Raw genomic sequence first — 14,537 nt, forward strand, 5'->3', positions numbered from 1 at the left:
TCTCTCTACCAGTCTCTGTCCACGTGGAACACCCAATGATTTGAATCTACCAACTTTTTGAGTGGCGCGTAAGTGCCATGTCCTGTTCACGCCACGACTTGGCCTTGCGACGCCCCCGCCACACCAAGAGGCTGGCCCCATGGAGGACTTCGCGACGACCGACCCGACCGTCCGCAGCGCACCGGAATCCCTGCTGGTGGTGGCGGCACACCCGGACGACATCGAGTTCTGCGTCAGCGGCACGGTGATGCAGTGGGTCGAACGCGGCACCCGCGTCACCTACTGCATCGTCACCGACGGCGGCGCGGGCGGTTACGACGAGGCGCTCCCCCGCCAGGCCATGGCGGACCTGCGCCGCGCCGAGCAGGTCCACTCCGCGAAACTCAGCGGCGTCGCCGACGTCCGCTTCCTCGGCTACCCCGACAGCTTCGTCGAGGCCTCCGTCGACCTGCGCCGCGACCTGTGCCGGGTCATCCGCGAAGTACGCCCGCAGCGCGCGATCATCCCGTCCCCCGAGATCAACTGGGCCCGCGTGGCCGACCTCCACCCCGACCACCGCGCCGTCGGCGACGCCTGCCTGCGCGCGATCTACCCCGAGGCCCGCAACCCCTTCGCCCACCCTCAGCTCCTCAAGGAGGAGGGCCTGGAGCCGTGGACGGTCCACGAACTCTGGCTGATGACGGGCCCCACCCCGAACCAGTACGTGGACGTCACCCCCGTCTTCGACCGCAAGGTCGAGGCCCTGCGCATCCACACCTCCCAGACCGCCCACTTCGACGACCTGTCCGGCCTGCTCCGCGACTGGCTCAGCGAACACGCGAGGGCGGGCGGGCTGCCGGTGGGGCGGATGGCGGAGGCGTTTCAGATCGTCCACATCGACTGAGCGCCGGCTGGGGTTCTGGGTCCCGGGTCCGGGTCCCGAGTCCCGGCCCCGGCTCCGGCTCCCGGCACCCGGCACCCGACACCCGACGGACATTGCCGCTTGACCTTGACACGGTGACAAGCCCTTCACTGTGGCCGAGGAGGTGGCCCCATGACCACGACACGCGCCCTGCCCGGGCTGACACACGACGACCCGTCCGTCCGGCTCCGCGCGGCCCTGACGGCCGGCACGACCCCGGACCCCGCCGACGTCGGCACCCTCGTCGACCGCTGCGCGACCGAGCCCGACTTCTCCGTACGCGAGATGCTGACCTGGGCCCTCACCCGCCACGCCCCCGCGGCGACGGTCCCGGCGCTGCTCGTGGAGGTCCGCTCGGAGACCCCTCAGGCCCGCAGCCAGGCCCTGCACACCCTCTCCAAGATCGGCGACCGCCAGGCCTGGCCGGCGATCACCCCGGCCCTCCTCGCCGACCCCGACGACGAGGTGGCCCGCAGCGCGTGGCGGGCGGCGGTCGTCCTCGTACCGGAAGGTGAGGAGCCGACGCTGGCCGTAGGGTTGGCGAGGCAGCTCGGACGCGGCCCGCGCGAGACGCGGCTGAGCCTGAGCCGGGCGTTGATCGCGCTCGGGGAGGCCATGCTGCCGGCGCTGGACACGGCGACGCGTCACCCGGACCCGGAGGTGCGGGCGCACGCGCTCGCGACGGAATCGCTGTGGCGGGACCCGGAGGCGGGGTTCGAGTTCGCGATCGAGGCGGCGAAGCGGGTGGTGGCCCTGGGCGGGGAGGGGCCGGGGGGCGGTACGGAAAGCCGGTAACCGGTACGGAAAGCCGGTAACCGGTACGGAAAAGCCGGCAGCCGTGAGGGAAGGCCGGCTGTACGGCCGTACAGCTCGCCGGCGGTACGGGAGGACGGTGGGCGGTGCTGATCGGCGAGGTCGCGCGACGTTCCGGGGTGAGCGCCCGCATGCTCCGGCATTACGAGTCCCTGGGCCTGGTGCGCCCGACCGGACGCAGCGGTTCCGGCTACCGCGAGTACTCCGAGGAGAACATCCGGCGCGTGTTCCACATCGAGAGCCTGCGCGCGCTGGGCCTCTCGCTGCGGGATGTCGGGCGCGCGCTCGACGACCCGGACTTCGCGCCCACGGAGCTCGTCGACGACCTGGTACGCCGGACCCGGGAGCGCATCGCGGCGGAGACGGAACTGCTCACGAGGCTCCGCCGGATCGGCGCGGCGGAGCCGGCCGGATGGGAGGAGGTCCTGCGGATCACGGCCCTGCTCCAGGCGCTGGGCTCGCAGAGCCCGGGGGCGCGGCAGAGCGCGGCCCTGGCCTCGGTGTCGTCGCGACGCTCGGCGTCCTCCTCGGCCGACGGCGTCCCGGCCCCGGCCGTACCGGTGGAGGCCTTGGTCGAAGCCGTCCTGGCCGAACCCGACCCGGTCGTCGCCGGGGCACTCCACTGGGCCCTGGCCCAGACGGGTGGGACGGCGGCCCCGCTGCTGGCGGAGGGCCTCGACTCGCCCCGCGCGACGGTACGGAACCGAGCCGTCCGATCCCTGGCCGAACTCCCGGACGCCGGGGCGACCGCTCTCCTGCGGGACGCCCTCGGCCACCCCGACCGGGTGGTCCGGGCGTACGCGGCCCTGGCACTGGGGACGCGGGGAGCACCCGAGGCGGTCCCGACCCTCGTCGACATGGTGGTGGAGGAGCGCAACGACGCCGACGCGGCCGACGCCCTGAGCACCCTGGCGGCCGACCCCGCCCACGTGCCCCGGATCACCACCGAACTGACCACCCGCCTCACCCACCCCACGACCACCCCAACCGCCCGCCAACGCCTCACCCAGGCACTCGCGGACATCCCGGGCCCGGCGGCGACCCGCGCCCTCACGGAACTGTCACGGGACGAGGACCGGACGGTGGCGGCGACGGCCGCGTACGTCCTGAGGTTGCGGGAGGGCCGCTAGCGGTTCCGGCTCGATCGGCCTTGTCCGACACCGAGCGACCGGAAAGCGTCCCTCTCAACGGTGAACCAGGCGCATCCGGATGGCGAGTGCCGGGGCGGTCTCTCTAGGCTGCGTCGGCATGGGGGCGGCCAACCCGACCGCCTCACGGTGAGGGGTGCGGAGAGCGACGCATGGAGCGCTACAGCAAGGTCGGCAAACTGGTTCGGGACGGCATTCCGCAGATCATCCGCGCGAAGGGGGCCGTCCCTGTCACCTACACCGCCGGACCCGAGGAATACCGAAGCAGGCTGCGCGACAAGCTCCACGAAGAGGTCAACGAGTTCCTGGACGCGGACCATGCGGCGGCGCCGGAGGAACTCGCGGACGTACTGGAGGTCGTGCACGCACTCGCCGCGGACCTGGGGATCGGCACGGAGCAGCTGGAGAAGATCCGCGAGGCCAAGGCGGGTGAACGGGGCGGTTTCGCCGACCGGATCGTCTGGACCGGAAACCGCTGACCCGGCGCGGGTATCAGCCGCCGGCAGGTACCGCGCTTTGGCGCACTCGGTCGTACGCGACCGGCCACGGTCATCTGTACCCGGCTTCGCCCTCGGGCTTGGTGAGGACCACGTGGCAGACACCCGGTAGGGGCAATTCGGGAACATCGGCGGCGGGCAGGAGGCCGGCCCTGCGGGCGAGTGCGGTGATCTCGGCCGAGTCGATGCCGCGCTGGAAGGTTCCCTTGCTCCGGCTGGACCAGAACCCGTCGTGATGGGCCGGCCACCCGCCGTTGGCGGCGGCTTTGGCGATCTCCTCGGGGGAACGGGTGACGACAGCGACATGGCCGCCGGGCCGGGCGAAGGAAGCCGCGTCTCTCAGAGCCTGGATCCGCTGCCAGGGATCGGGCAGCACGTTGAGGACGAACATCGAGGTGACCAGGTCGAATCCGGTCCGCGCGGGACGTGGCCAGCCGAACGCGGCATGGGGATCGAAGCCTTCGGCGTCCAGCCCCACCGACCGGTAGTGGGTGACGTCGGCGCCGCGGCCGCAGCCGTGGTCCAGGACGCTTCCGATCCGGAGGGGGCCTATCAGCTGTTCAGTCACCGTCCTGGAGGCCGGGGAGGGGGCCTGGCGGCTCATCGCGGTCTTGTGGGGCTGTGAGTCCCGGCCCCCGGCGGGGGCCGGGACGTCGCCGGTCAGTTCGCTCAGCCTGAAGAGCACATCGTCGGGCTCGGCCGGCTCCAGAGTGACCGGCAGGTCGACCAGGACGGCGGAGTGGTCGGTGAACTCCTCCGGGCCGCTTCGCACCACCGGGTCCGTAGTCACCCTGACCGTCGGTACCACATGATCGCTGAGCAGGGCGAGATCGCAGCGGACTCGGGTCGGTCGACCGTGGAAGGTCCGCTCGAAGGTGAAGACGACGGGCCCCTCGGCAGTGGTGTCGACCAGCCTGGCGCTGTGTATCAGATGCCGCAGGCGATCGCGCTCCTGCTGGGTGGTGAAGGTGCTGGGCCGGTCGCCGGCGAGGCCGTCCTGAGGGCGGGGGGCGAGGTTGAAGTCCCCGCAGATCAGCAGCGGACGCCCGTCCTCGGCGGCGGCCAGCTCTCCCAGTCGGGCCAGTTGGTCGGCGCGGGCGGCACTCGTACGAGAGTCCAAATGGACCTGGAAGACGGCCAGCCAGTCCAGCTCGACGCGCTGGACCCACGGGTGCGGCGAAGTGACGGCGGGCCGGGCGAGATCCTCGCTGATCCAGGCAGCCAAACGTCCGTCGCCGCCGGCGAAGGTGAACCCGGGCAGCGCCGGCGCGGTCCGGTCGACGGGCTTGAACGGCTCCTGCGCGAGCACCGCCTGGACCCGGCGCTCCCGGAGCCAGGTCGCCAGGCGGGAACGAGCTCCGTCAGCACCGAGGCGCTTGTTGAGGTTGACCGAGGCCAGCAGCACGGGGGTCCTCCAGGAGGATCGGTCACAAGGGCAGGGGCCCACCGGAGGCGGCCTCGTCGCGGAAGGCGTCCCACAGGATATTCAGCGGATGGGAGGCGTCATAGGTTTCGCGTTCTCCCTTGCGGGCGAAGACTCCGGAGACCAACTGGAGCATAGGGTCGAAGTCGTCGGCGATGTCGATCAGGCGGAAGTCCTCGCTCGTCGGCAATCGGCCGTCCACAGCGGCCTCACCCAGGGAGCGGGCGCACAGCATGCAGCCGTAGGTCATGCGGGACCGCAGCAGGGCGAGGCCGTAGTAGATGTCGTCGATCTCGGCCGCGATCTGCAGCTGCGAGCGGAAATCCGGGCCGTACCAGCGCTCGACGAAGTCGGTGATCACCCCTCGGGAGGGAATGACCAGCGGAAGCGTCCGCAGTCGGTCGACGCCGACCTGACGGGCGGCGAGTTCCCGCACCGGCAGGTTGGTCAGCAGGGACAGGCCCTCGCGGTGCCACTCCAGGAAGTCGTACTCGGGGGCGACCTGGCTCTCGGCTGCCTCGGCGGCCAGCCCGCCGCACAACAGGTCGACCTGGTTGGAGTCGAGCCGCTGCCAGAAGTCACGGGTCCGCACATGCACGACCTTCAGCTCGACCTCCCGCTCCTGCAACTGCGGGGCCACCCGTTCCCACACCCGGCCCAGGAAGCCGAGGGTGAATTCGGTGGTCCCCACGGTCAGCGTCGAGCCCAGTCTGCGGCGGGAGCCGGCGATGCCCTGCAGCCAGTCGGCGAAGGACGCCCTCGCGCGCTCGACGACCTCCAGGCCGGTCGGGGTGAACAGGAAGTCACGGCCGCGTCCCTGCTTGACCACCAGCAACTCACCCGTGAGGGACTGGAAGTTGCGATTGAGGATGTCGAGCTGCTTCTGGACGCTGGACTGTTCGCGCCCGAGGAGCCTGGACGCGGCCAGCGCGGTCCCGGCCTCATGGACCACGATCAGGGTCCGCATCTGGTCCCAGGTCACATCCAGGAGATCCGGGGAACACGCCAGCAGATCAGCGCGGAACCCCTCAGGTCCGGGCACCTTCAGTGGCCCGGAGGGCAACGACGGCACTCTCACGCACCCTCCCCGACACGGCCTCACCCGACGTGCGCTGTCCGCTCGGCCAGCAGAACTGAACTTCTCCGCATTTCACCCCGAGAAAACCTCTAAATGTCCAATCGGACATATGGCTATCGGGAGCTATCCCGGGGAACATTTCAGCAGCCTTCGATCCGAAAGGCGATCACGTCCCTGCTGCCTGAATCCGGGGGTGAGTCATGCTCTCAGCCGAGTCGATCACCTGGCTGATCGAACGAGAAGATTTGGAATGGCCCGGCCAACTGCGCGGTGACGGACTGCTCTTGACGCTCGGGGCGCCCTTGTTGCCGCTGGCGACACCGCCCCCGCCCGTAATCGACCTGGCCGACCAGGCCAGCATCGACGATCTCTACGGCGAGTCGGTCACCGAATGGACGACCTACGACCTGATGCCCGGCGAAATGGTTCTTGGCCCGGTCGCCGATCCGCTGCGACTCGGGGCCGGGTTGATGGGAATGATCGGTGGCCTGAGCCACCTGGCCCGCGTCGGCCTGGCCGTTCACGTCACCAGCCCGTTCGTCCTGCCCGGCTGGGACGGCCATCTCACACTGGAACTGGTCAACACCGGCCCGGCCCCCCTGCGACTGCACCACGGCATGCCGCTGGCCCGCCTGCTCGTCTTCGCGCTGGACGGCACCAGCACCGGCGACAGCGCATCGCACCCCTTCTACGGCCGCGAAGCCGACCTGAAGAGCCGATACGCCGACGAGTTCCCCCTCGGCCCGAGCGGAAAGTGACCTGATGGACTGCCAGTTCTGCACCGAGTTCACCACACGCGAGCACCCCACCCGGATCATCACCGAGACCCCGGGGAGCTGGCTGCTGCTGCCCACCGTCGGAGCCTTCACCCCCGGCTACTGCTTGTTCATGCCCGTCGAGCACCTGGACGCCGCCGCCGACCTCACCCCCGCCCACCTCAGGCGGGTCGCGGCAGAGGTCGAGGAGATGCGCACGCTGATCCAGAACCGCTACGGGCCGACCATCCTCGCCGAGCACGGACCGCGTGACTGCGAACTGGGTGCCTCCTGCTGCAGCCACTGCCACCTGCACCTGATCCCCGTCCCCGACCCGGACGTGATCACCGCCGCCTATGAGCGGTCCGGTGGTCCCGGCCGCCGCCTGGGATCGATGGCCGAGCTGCCCACCGCGGCGGACGGCTCCTACCTCTATCTCTCACCCCGGCACGGTGAGCACCACTACTGGCCCTCGGCCGGCTTCGCCCGGCAGTTCGTACGCCGCGTCTGCGCCGACGCGCTCGGCATCGGCGACAGCTTCGACTGGCGCGACCACCCCTTCACCACTCACCGCGAGCGCACGTTCGCCGAGTTGTCCTCCGACCTCCACATCGCGGACGCCGCCTGACGAAGGAAGGGGGGAACGGCGCGATGGCGACAGCCCTGCCCCGCCCGTTACACGCACTGACAGCTGACGAACTGGCCTCGGCGGCCACGGACCGACGCTGGCCGAAGTGGCAGACCATGGCCCTGCTGCACTCACTGAACCTGCCCGTCCTGAACGCCTGCCTCATCGAGCCCGCCCAGGGCATGGCCGCAGTCCGCACCGCCGCCCACGACCTCGCCACCGCCACCGCCACCACGAAGCTGATGGTCCGTTCCGACGGTGGCGTCGAGAAGAAGCAGTACTACCGAGGTGGCAACACCTTCCCCGTCGAAGAGATCCCGCTCCTTGCGGCCGGGCTGCTGGCCGACGGACGGGCCGTGATCCTGGCCGAGCCCACCAACCGCTTCACCAACAGACTCACGGTTCTCGTCCGCATGGACCGGCCCTGTCCCGGCAGGCCCGGTTCCGTCACGATGGAGGCCCTCGGCCCCGGCTACGACGTCGCCGACCTGACCCGCGGGCAGATCCCGCCCCAGGTCACCGCCTACATCGGCGACGTCGACTGGGACCACTACCAGTCGCCCCGCTGGCACGAATGGCAGATCACCGGCGACCGCTGCTCCGGCGGAGAGGACGCCCGCAGGCACCGCCGCCTTGAGCGACTGGCTGCCCAGACCCTCACCGACGGCGGCCACCTGGACCGCACGGCCGGCGTCGAGCACGCCGGGGCGTGGCTGCGCGAACACGGCTTCCCGCACCTGTTCGGGCCGCAGCCGACCCGCCAGGCCCTGGCTCGTCGCGCCCTTCGGTTGTTCGAGGACGCCTTCCTCATGGCCCTGGCCCAACCCAACCGGAACTGGCACTGTCTGGCCACCGCGTTCTCGGTCTTCGACGAACCCCGCGCCGTCTACTGGGACCTCGTCGACGGCGAACACAAGTACGCCGCGACAGCGACGAACCCCGCCCGCCCCAAGGAGCGGGCGGCATGACCCAGCAGCCGGTCTACCTCGATCACCAGGCCACCACCCCCCTGGACAAGCGGGCCCTGGAAGCGATGCTGCCGTTCCTCACCACCGCGTACGGCAACCCTTCCAGCCCGCACGCCATCGGACGTACCGCCGCAAGGGCCGTCCGCACCGCCCGGCGCCAGGTCGCCGACTTGGTCGGCGCGAAGAGCGAGCGGGAGATCGTCTTCACCTCCGGCGCCACCGAGGCCGACCACCTCGCCCTTGTCGGCGGCGCCCTGGCCGCCCGCCCGCACGGCGGGCACATCGTCACCACCGTGATCGAGCACAAGGCCGTCCTCGCCGCCTGCCAGCGGCTCGTCGATCACCATGGCTACACCGTCACCCACGTCGGCGTCGACCGGCACGGCCGCGTCCAGCCCGCCGACATCGCCGCCGCCCTCACCCGGCACACCGTGCTGGCCTCGGTCATGCAGGCCAACAATGAGATCGGCACCCTGCAACGGATCGCCGCCATCGCCGAGATCACCAGCCCTCGCGGCATCCTCCTGCACACCGACGCCGCCCAAAGCGCCGGCTGCGGACTCCTGGATGTCACGGAGTCCGGGGTCGACCTCGCCTCCCTCTCCGCCCACAAGCTCCACGGACCCAAAGGCATCGGCGCCCTCTACATCCGCGGCGGCACCCGGATAGCACCTCAGCAGACAGGCGGCGGACAAGAACGCGGACTGCGGGCCGGAACGCCGAACGTTCCCGCGATCGTCGGATTCGGCGCCGCCGCCCGCCTCATCACCAGCGGCACCGTCCCGTCACCGGCCCACCTCCGAGCCCTCCGCGACCGGCTCCAGGCCCGCCTCCTCGCCGCGATCCCCGACGCCCACGTCAACGGCGACCCCCACCGCCGACTGCCCGGCAACCTCAGCCTCACCCTTCCCGGCATCGAAGCCGCCGACCTCCTCGACCGGATCCCCGCCCTCGCCGCCTCCACCGGTTCCGCCTGCGATACGGGAAGCAGCGAGCCCTCCCACGTCCTCACCGCAATCGGACTCACACGCGACCAGGCCCGCGCAACCCTCCGGCTCAGCCTCGGCCGCACCACCACCGAAGACGACATCGATCAGGCCGTCAGCCTCATCACGAGCACCATCGAACCCCACGCCCCAAAGGGCACCGCGCCGCCCAAGGCATAAGGAAACGGCCCCGAGTTACGCCGTCGGGCCGTCGCCTCGGGCGAGGCCGGTCACTTCCAGGTCGCCAGGGTGTCCTGGCCGCGCACCCACTCCACCGTCTTCGGCGTGCCGCCCCCGGCGTCGGTGAGGAAGATCTGGCAGCCCTCCACCGAGGCGCCCTTGGCCGCCTTGTCGAGGCTGTCGCCGCTCTTGCACTTGTCGAACGCGCTGACGTGCAGCGGGTCGTTCGGGTCGCCGGTCGCGTCGAGGGAGGGCAGGACGCTGAGCCGGGTCAGCCGGCCGTCGTCGCCGGAGACCTGGAAGCCGCCGGACCAGTCCAGCGAGCCGTCCTCGTTCTTGGTGTAGCGGTAGCGCAGGTAGTACGGCGTGCGGCCGGCGTACTTGCCCGGGTGGCGTTGCGAACGGGCGTGCTGCGCATGGCGACGATTCCCCACCCATGGACGCCTTCGACGGCAAGAGGATAGCGGGGCCGGCCTTCCGGCGTCCGCCTTCCGGCCCACACCCCGGCGTCGCGTTCACTCGCCATTCATTGCAACGGAGAGGGGGGCAGATGTTGCGTTAGCAGGACGCCTGTTGCAACGATTTCAAGGCTCTGAACTGGGCCAATCATCGCCGCACGCAACGTTCTTGTTGCGCTCCCACCGAACGCAACGTAGCGTTTCTCATGTCAGAAAGACACCGGAACGCCACTCCACAGGAGCAGAAAACCATGCAGAGCTTCGCCACCACCGCCCCCATCACCGCCGTCCTCGACATCCCCGCCGGCCGCGTCCAGCTCATCGCCGCCGACCGCAAGGACGCCACCGTCGACATCCGCCCCGCCAACGCCGGCAAGGGCCGCGACGTCAAGGCCGCCGAGCGCGTCCAGGTCGCCTTCACCGACGGCGTCCTCCAGATCAAGGCCGCCGCCCCCGAGAACCGTCTCTTCGGCAACTCCGGCGCCGTCGAGGTCACCGTCCAGCTCCCCGCCGGCTCCCGCGTCGAGGCCAAGGTCGCCGCCGCCGACCTGCGCGGCGTCGGCCGCCTCGGCGACGTCGCCCTCGAAGCCGCCCAGGGCCAGGTCAAGCTGGACGAGGCCACCCACGCCCGCATCACCGTCCAGGACGGCGACATCCTCGTCGGACGCCTCAACGGCCCCGCCGAACTCCGCACCATGCGCGGCGACATCAAGGTCACCGGCGCGGTGCGCGGCGCGGTCGACCTCCGCACCGAGAAGGGCGACATCGAGGTCTCCGCCGCCCGTGGCGCCTCCGCCACCCTCGACGCCGGCACCGGCCACGGCCGCGTCAGCAACGCCCTCGCCAACACCGTGGGCGCCGACGCCGAGCTGACGATCCGCGCGACCACCGCGTACGGCGACATCACCGCCCGCAGCATCTGAGCCCCGCGCCCGCGTGCGCCTCAGGGCGCGCGCCGCAGCTCGCACCACACCGTCTTGCCGTACGGCCCCTGCTCCACGCCCCACCGCAGCGCCAGCGCCTCCACGATCCCGAGGCCCCGCCCCGACTCGGCCCCGTCGACCGCCTCCCGCAGCACCGGCCACACCCTCGGATCCGGATCCGTCACCGCGACCCGCGTCCGCCCCTCCCGCGTCGCCTCCACCCGTACGGTGACCGGCGTCCCCTCCCCCACGTGCCGGATGACGTTCGTCAGCAACTCGCTCACACAGAGCCGCAGATCGTCCCCCTCCACCATCCGGCGCACCTCCGGCACCGCCTTCGGAACCGCGATCAGCTCGACCGCGAACGGCAGCGTCACCCGCCGGCCGCCTTCCGCAACGCCTCCGCCAGCTGGCGTGCAGTCGCCACGTTGCAGTTGCCCAGCGCGACGAGCGGGGGCCGTACCGTCCGCCCCGCGAGGGTCAGCGGATCCACCCCCAGGGAGGGGAGTGTGATGCCGTGAGCTGCGAGAGCGGTACGGAGGGCCTCGACGTCGGGCCTGATGTCGTCGGTCATGCGGGGTTCCGCCTTTCGTTGCGTGCCGTGACGAACCCCTCACACGCTGCCGCGCCGAGCCCTACCGTGGAAGGGTTTCCCGCTCCACGACGCAAGGTGCGAAAGGCGGTCCGTCAACGGTGGCTGCGCGCAAGGAGATCGACGGCTCGGCGAGCGTCCCGCAGTTCTATGGGAAGGAGCTCCGCTTCAAGAGAGAGGCAGCGGGGCTGACGCTTGAGGGGTTGGTGGAGGGCAGTTTCTACGGAGTGACCTATCTGAGCGAGATCGAGCACGGGAAGCGGCGGATGCCGCGCGACCTGGCGCAGCACGTGGACCGGGTGCTGGGGACGGACGGGTTCTTCTCGCGGCGGTGCGATGACGTCCGCAAGGCGAAGCAGGGTGCGCATGCGGCGTACTTCGCGGCGATCGCTGAGGCAGAGAAGCGGGCGTTGGTGATCGAGGAGTGGTGCAACGTCCTCATCCCGGGGCTGCTCCAGACGGCCACGTACGCGAAGGCCGTCATCCGCTCCACGCATCCGCTGCACACCCCTGACGAGGTGCAGGCCAAGATCGATGCCCGCCTCAAGCAAGCAATGCTCTTCGACGAGCCGAAGAGACCCGAGTACTGGGTCATCCTCCATGAATCGTTGGTGCGCAACCCCACGATTCCGGCTGTGGACATGGCCGAGCAGCTCGACCACATCGCCGCCCTCGTACGGCGGGGGCGTGTCGTTCTACAGATCCTGCCGTGGAACGCGCCGACCCGGCCCTTCATTGCCCTGCCGTTCAAGTTCATGGAGTTCGACGACGAACCTCCGCTGATGTACACGGAGGGGCCGTACCACGGTCAGACGGTCGATGATCCGGCCCTCGTGAAGCAGTACCGCAAGGCATACGATCAGCTGAGGGCCGCCGCCTCGCCGCCGGAGGTGTCCCTCGCCCTGATCGAAGAAGCGGCTGAGGACTACCGACATGGCCAGCAACGCCCTTGATCTGACCGCCGCCGCCTGGCGCAAGAGCAGCTACAGCAACGGCGATGGCGGCGACTGCCTCGAAGTGCGGGACGACACCCCCGGCATCGTCCCCGTCCGTGACTCCAAGCGCCCCAACGGCCCCGTCCTCCTCATCCCCGCCTCAGCGTGGGCGCCCTTCGTCGCATCGATCACCGATTAGTTTCTCCGTGGACCCCGGTCTTCACTCACGACTGGCAACGACACACCACGGAGGAACCCCGGCCATGCGCACTCTCATCACCACCGCCTTCATCTCCCTCGACGGCGTCGTCGAGGCCCCCGGCGGCGAGCCCGGGTACCGGAACTCCGGCTGGACGTTCAAGCACACGGAGTTCCTGCCCGAGGCGTTCGAGATCAAGGGGCGGGAGCAGCAGGAGGCCGCCGCGATGCTGCTGGGGCGGGTCAGCTACGAGGCGTTCAGCGGGGTGTGGCCGGACATGGCGGAGTTCGCCGAGTACAAGGAGATGCCGAAGTACGTCGTCTCCACCACCCTCACCGAGGACGACCTGGTGTCGAACTGGGGCGAGACGACGATCCTCCGCACCCTCGACGAGGTCCGCGCGCTGAAGGAGACCGAGGGCGGGCCGATCATCGTCCACGGCAGCGCCTCCCTGAACCAGGCGCTGTCGGACGCCGGCCTGATCGACCGCTACCACCTGCTGGTCTTCCCGCTGCTGCTGGGCGCGGGCAAGCGCCTGTTCAGCACCACGGACAAGGACGTGCAGAAGCTGAAGCTGGTCGAGCACGAGGCGTACGCCAACGGGCTGCAGAAGCAGGTCTTCGACGTGGTGCGCTGACGCGGGCTTCCGGTCAGGGCGGTTGCCGGTGCGCTGCGGCGATCGCCCCGGAGGGGTCAGCCGATCCCCGTGACGGTCGACAGCAGGGACAGGAACGCCGCGCCCAGCGCCCCCACGGCACCGAAGAGGCGCGCCCCGGCGCACGGGTCCAACCGGCGGACGTACCGCAGGGTCGCGGCGGCGAAGAGTGCTCCGCCGGCGAGGAACCACGGGCCCCACAGGCAGAGGTACCAGCGGGTGAGGCCCGCCAGGTCGGGCGCGACCGCGCGGGCACCCGTCTCGACCAGCGTTCCGTGGACGACGAAGACGGCGCCGTGCCAGGCGAGCAGCACCGCCGCACCGGCTCCGGAGAGCGCCAGGAGACGGCCGGTCCACCGGCCGCGCCGGCGGGTCAGGCCGATACCGATCAAGGCGCCGAGGATCTTCAGGAGTCCGGTCAGCCACAACACGGCCACGAACCACGTCACGCGGTCGTCGGCCAGCTTCACCAGGGACGGTGCCACGGTCGTCCGCGCACCGAACGAGAAGCCCATCGCCCAGACGAGACTGGGCACGGCGAACAGAAGTCCCCACGCCCCGGCGGCGAGTCCCGGCCACGTGCCCGCCCGGGGAAGGGGCGCCGGACGCGGGGCCCGCCGCCCCGTGTCGTCCGTCGGGATCCTGATCGTCATGGCTCCATGCTGGGCGGGCCCCGGCGCCGAGAGGTCATGCGCGCGGATGATCCGCCTCCCCCGCGCGGGCTAGCTCGGGGGCGCGCCGAAATGTCCTTGCCCGTACGCCCCCTCGCGTACGAGCCTCCTCGCATGGAACTCCCGCAGCCCGCGCCCGCGACGCGCGCGCCCGCCCGTGCCCCCGCCGGTCTGATCCGTGTCGACGACGACCTCGTCCTGCGGTCCTTCGACGCCGAGGGTGATCTTGACGCCTGGGTGCGGGTGATCGACGAGTCGTTGGAGCATCTTCGGCCCTGGATGCCGTGGGCGGCCGCGCATTCGCGGGCCCATGCGGCCGCGTTCCTCGCCGGGCGGGCGGAGCTCTGGGAGGCGGGTGTGCAGTTCTCGTATGTCGTGGGCGTGGACGGGAGGTTCGCCGGGAGCTGTGGGCTTTACCGGCATGAGGACACGCCCGAGGGGGCCTACGAGATCGGGTACTGGCTGCATCCCGCCGCCACCGGGCGGGGTATCGCCACCCGGGCCGCGGCGGCCATGGTCGCGGAGGGGTTCCGGCTCTCCGGGGTCGACGAGCTGCTGATCCTGCACGACGCCGCCAACCACGCCAGCGGCGCCGTCGCCGCACGCCTCGGCTTCGCCGAAGCCGGGCTGGACGCCGACGGGCTGCGGATCTGGCGGCTCGCGCGCACGGCCCGTCCCTAGAACTCCGCGGACGCCGCCTGTTCCCGGCGACCGGCGTCTTCGCGGT

At 70.8% G+C, this 14,537-nt stretch carries 19 protein-coding genes; 13 read left to right on the forward strand and 6 right to left on the reverse strand.

Features of this window, described 5'->3' with window-relative positions; translation table 11 throughout:
* Positions 1–139: 139 nt before the first annotated feature.
* The 4 genes from ACZ3ZE_RS18190 to ACZ3ZE_RS18205 all read left to right on the forward strand — a co-directional run bounded on the left by ACZ3ZE_RS18190 (position 140) and on the right by ACZ3ZE_RS18205 (position 3,341).
* Entirely contained in the window at positions 140–883 is a 744-nt protein-coding gene (locus tag ACZ3ZE_RS18190; protein WP_361165293.1) for a PIG-L deacetylase family protein, read from the forward strand.
* 150 nt (positions 884–1,033) lie between these two features.
* Positions 1,034–1,696 (forward strand): HEAT repeat domain-containing protein, encoded by a 663-nt coding sequence (locus ACZ3ZE_RS18195; protein ID WP_467259718.1) that lies wholly within the window; start codon positions 1,034–1,036, stop codon positions 1,694–1,696.
* Between the two features lie 104 nt (positions 1,697–1,800).
* On the forward strand, positions 1,801–2,844 hold the full coding sequence (locus ACZ3ZE_RS18200) for a HEAT repeat domain-containing protein (protein WP_467259721.1): 1,044 nt from the start codon (positions 1,801–1,803) through the stop codon (positions 2,842–2,844).
* Positions 2,845–3,014: 170 nt separating this feature from the next.
* The gene (locus ACZ3ZE_RS18205) at positions 3,015–3,341 is read left to right on the forward strand and encodes a nucleoside triphosphate pyrophosphohydrolase (RefSeq protein ID WP_361621149.1); all 327 of its coding nucleotides are present in this window, start codon (positions 3,015–3,017) and stop codon (positions 3,339–3,341) included.
* Between the two features lie 70 nt (positions 3,342–3,411).
* On the opposite strand, the gene ACZ3ZE_RS18210 is transcribed toward ACZ3ZE_RS18205, so the two are convergent.
* Entirely contained in the window at positions 3,412–4,764 is a 1,353-nt protein-coding gene (locus tag ACZ3ZE_RS18210) for a methyltransferase domain-containing protein (protein WP_361621146.1), read from the reverse strand.
* Positions 4,765–4,786: 22 nt separating this feature from the next.
* The gene (locus tag ACZ3ZE_RS18215; protein ID WP_361621143.1) at positions 4,787–5,764 is read right to left on the reverse strand and encodes a LysR family transcriptional regulator; all 978 of its coding nucleotides are present in this window, start codon (positions 5,762–5,764) and stop codon (positions 4,787–4,789) included.
* A 296-nt stretch (positions 5,765–6,060) separates the two neighbouring features.
* Between ACZ3ZE_RS18215 and ACZ3ZE_RS18220 the strand changes: the two genes are divergently transcribed.
* From ACZ3ZE_RS18220 to ACZ3ZE_RS18235, 4 genes are all read left to right on the forward strand, one after another.
* The gene (locus tag ACZ3ZE_RS18220; RefSeq protein ID WP_467259722.1) at positions 6,061–6,618 is read left to right on the forward strand and encodes a dCTP deaminase; all 558 of its coding nucleotides are present in this window, start codon (positions 6,061–6,063) and stop codon (positions 6,616–6,618) included.
* A 4-nt stretch (positions 6,619–6,622) separates the two neighbouring features.
* A complete protein-coding gene (locus ACZ3ZE_RS18225) occupies positions 6,623–7,243 on the forward strand; it encodes an HIT domain-containing protein (RefSeq protein WP_467259725.1) in 621 nt (206 codons plus the stop codon).
* Between the two features lie 116 nt (positions 7,244–7,359).
* Positions 7,360–8,211 carry a hypothetical protein gene (locus ACZ3ZE_RS18230; RefSeq protein WP_467259728.1) on the forward strand — a complete coding sequence of 284 codons (852 nt, stop codon included), beginning with the start codon at positions 7,360–7,362 and terminating at the stop codon, positions 8,209–8,211.
* Positions 8,208–9,377: a cysteine desulfurase family protein gene (locus ACZ3ZE_RS18235; protein WP_467259730.1), complete on the forward strand. Its 1,170-nt coding sequence runs from the start codon at positions 8,208–8,210 to the stop codon at positions 9,375–9,377. The genes ACZ3ZE_RS18230 and ACZ3ZE_RS18235 overlap by 4 nt, the downstream gene beginning before the upstream one ends.
* Before the next feature lie 50 nt (positions 9,378–9,427).
* On the opposite strand, the gene ACZ3ZE_RS18240 is transcribed toward ACZ3ZE_RS18235, so the two are convergent.
* Positions 9,428–9,811 (reverse strand): hypothetical protein, encoded by a 384-nt coding sequence (locus tag ACZ3ZE_RS18240; protein ID WP_467259732.1) that lies wholly within the window; start codon positions 9,809–9,811, stop codon positions 9,428–9,430.
* 275 nt (positions 9,812–10,086) lie between these two features.
* On the opposite strand from ACZ3ZE_RS18240, the gene ACZ3ZE_RS18245 reads away from it, so the two are divergent.
* A complete protein-coding gene (locus ACZ3ZE_RS18245; protein WP_467259735.1) occupies positions 10,087–10,758 on the forward strand; it encodes a DUF4097 family beta strand repeat-containing protein in 672 nt (223 codons plus the stop codon).
* Positions 10,759–10,778: 20 nt separating this feature from the next.
* Here ACZ3ZE_RS18245 and ACZ3ZE_RS18250 read toward each other — a convergent pair whose 3' ends face one another.
* Entirely contained in the window at positions 10,779–11,135 is a 357-nt protein-coding gene (locus ACZ3ZE_RS18250) for an ATP-binding protein (RefSeq protein ID WP_467259736.1), read from the reverse strand.
* Positions 11,132–11,332, reverse strand: coding sequence for a hypothetical protein (locus ACZ3ZE_RS18255; RefSeq protein WP_363292355.1), 201 nt, complete (start codon positions 11,330–11,332; stop codon positions 11,132–11,134). The genes ACZ3ZE_RS18250 and ACZ3ZE_RS18255 overlap by 4 nt, the downstream gene beginning before the upstream one ends.
* A gap of 119 nt (positions 11,333–11,451) precedes the next feature.
* Here ACZ3ZE_RS18255 and ACZ3ZE_RS18260 point away from each other — a divergent pair, with 119 nt between their 5' ends.
* The 3 genes from ACZ3ZE_RS18260 to ACZ3ZE_RS18270 all read left to right on the forward strand — a co-directional run bounded on the left by ACZ3ZE_RS18260 (position 11,452) and on the right by ACZ3ZE_RS18270 (position 13,121).
* Complete coding sequence (locus tag ACZ3ZE_RS18260) at positions 11,452–12,303, forward strand: helix-turn-helix domain-containing protein (RefSeq protein ID WP_467259738.1); 852 nt, start codon at positions 11,452–11,454, stop codon at positions 12,301–12,303.
* Positions 12,284–12,484, forward strand: coding sequence for a DUF397 domain-containing protein (locus ACZ3ZE_RS18265; protein WP_467259739.1), 201 nt, complete (start codon positions 12,284–12,286; stop codon positions 12,482–12,484). Before ACZ3ZE_RS18260 ends, ACZ3ZE_RS18265 begins: the two co-directional genes overlap by 20 nt.
* Before the next feature lie 64 nt (positions 12,485–12,548).
* Complete coding sequence (locus tag ACZ3ZE_RS18270) at positions 12,549–13,121, forward strand: dihydrofolate reductase family protein (protein WP_442303702.1); 573 nt, start codon at positions 12,549–12,551, stop codon at positions 13,119–13,121.
* A gap of 56 nt (positions 13,122–13,177) precedes the next feature.
* Here ACZ3ZE_RS18270 and ACZ3ZE_RS18275 read toward each other — a convergent pair whose 3' ends face one another.
* Positions 13,178–13,792, reverse strand: coding sequence for a DUF3995 domain-containing protein (locus tag ACZ3ZE_RS18275; RefSeq protein ID WP_467259742.1), 615 nt, complete (start codon positions 13,790–13,792; stop codon positions 13,178–13,180).
* Positions 13,793–13,924: 132 nt separating this feature from the next.
* Here ACZ3ZE_RS18275 and ACZ3ZE_RS18280 point away from each other — a divergent pair, with 132 nt between their 5' ends.
* Entirely contained in the window at positions 13,925–14,491 is a 567-nt protein-coding gene (locus tag ACZ3ZE_RS18280) for a GNAT family N-acetyltransferase (protein WP_361165263.1), read from the forward strand.
* Positions 14,492–14,537: the final 46 nt, after the last annotated feature.

The sequence above is a fragment of the Streptomyces sp. NPDC023157 genome (genome assembly GCF_055560575.1).

What these genes read in the sequence shown, in the direction of transcription:
- ACZ3ZE_RS18190 (WP_361165293.1), top strand. Translation starts at nt 140, where the DNA reads ATGGAGGACTTCGCGACGACCGACCCGACCGTCCGCAGCGCACCGGAA.
- ACZ3ZE_RS18195 (WP_467259718.1), top strand. Translation starts at nt 1,034, where the DNA reads ATGACCACGACACGCGCCCTGCCCGGGCTGACACACGACGACCCGTCC.
- ACZ3ZE_RS18205 (WP_361621149.1), top strand. Translation starts at nt 3,015, where the DNA reads ATGGAGCGCTACAGCAAGGTCGGCAAACTGGTTCGGGACGGCATTCCG.
- ACZ3ZE_RS18220 (WP_467259722.1), top strand. Translation starts at nt 6,061, where the DNA reads ATGCTCTCAGCCGAGTCGATCACCTGGCTGATCGAACGAGAAGATTTG.
- ACZ3ZE_RS18225 (WP_467259725.1), top strand. Translation starts at nt 6,623, where the DNA reads ATGGACTGCCAGTTCTGCACCGAGTTCACCACACGCGAGCACCCCACC.
- ACZ3ZE_RS18230 (WP_467259728.1), top strand. Translation starts at nt 7,360, where the DNA reads ATGGCCCTGCTGCACTCACTGAACCTGCCCGTCCTGAACGCCTGCCTC.
- ACZ3ZE_RS18235 (WP_467259730.1), top strand. Translation starts at nt 8,208, where the DNA reads ATGACCCAGCAGCCGGTCTACCTCGATCACCAGGCCACCACCCCCCTG.
- ACZ3ZE_RS18245 (WP_467259735.1), top strand. Translation starts at nt 10,087, where the DNA reads ATGCAGAGCTTCGCCACCACCGCCCCCATCACCGCCGTCCTCGACATC.
- ACZ3ZE_RS18255 (WP_363292355.1), bottom strand. Translation starts at nt 11,332, where the DNA reads ATGACCGACGACATCAGGCCCGACGTCGAGGCCCTCCGTACCGCTCTC.
- ACZ3ZE_RS18265 (WP_467259739.1), top strand. Translation starts at nt 12,284, where the DNA reads ATGGCCAGCAACGCCCTTGATCTGACCGCCGCCGCCTGGCGCAAGAGC.
- ACZ3ZE_RS18270 (WP_442303702.1), top strand. Translation starts at nt 12,549, where the DNA reads ATGCGCACTCTCATCACCACCGCCTTCATCTCCCTCGACGGCGTCGTC.
- ACZ3ZE_RS18275 (WP_467259742.1), bottom strand. Translation starts at nt 13,792, where the DNA reads ATGACGATCAGGATCCCGACGGACGACACGGGGCGGCGGGCCCCGCGT.
- ACZ3ZE_RS18280 (WP_361165263.1), top strand. Translation starts at nt 13,925, where the DNA reads ATGGAACTCCCGCAGCCCGCGCCCGCGACGCGCGCGCCCGCCCGTGCC.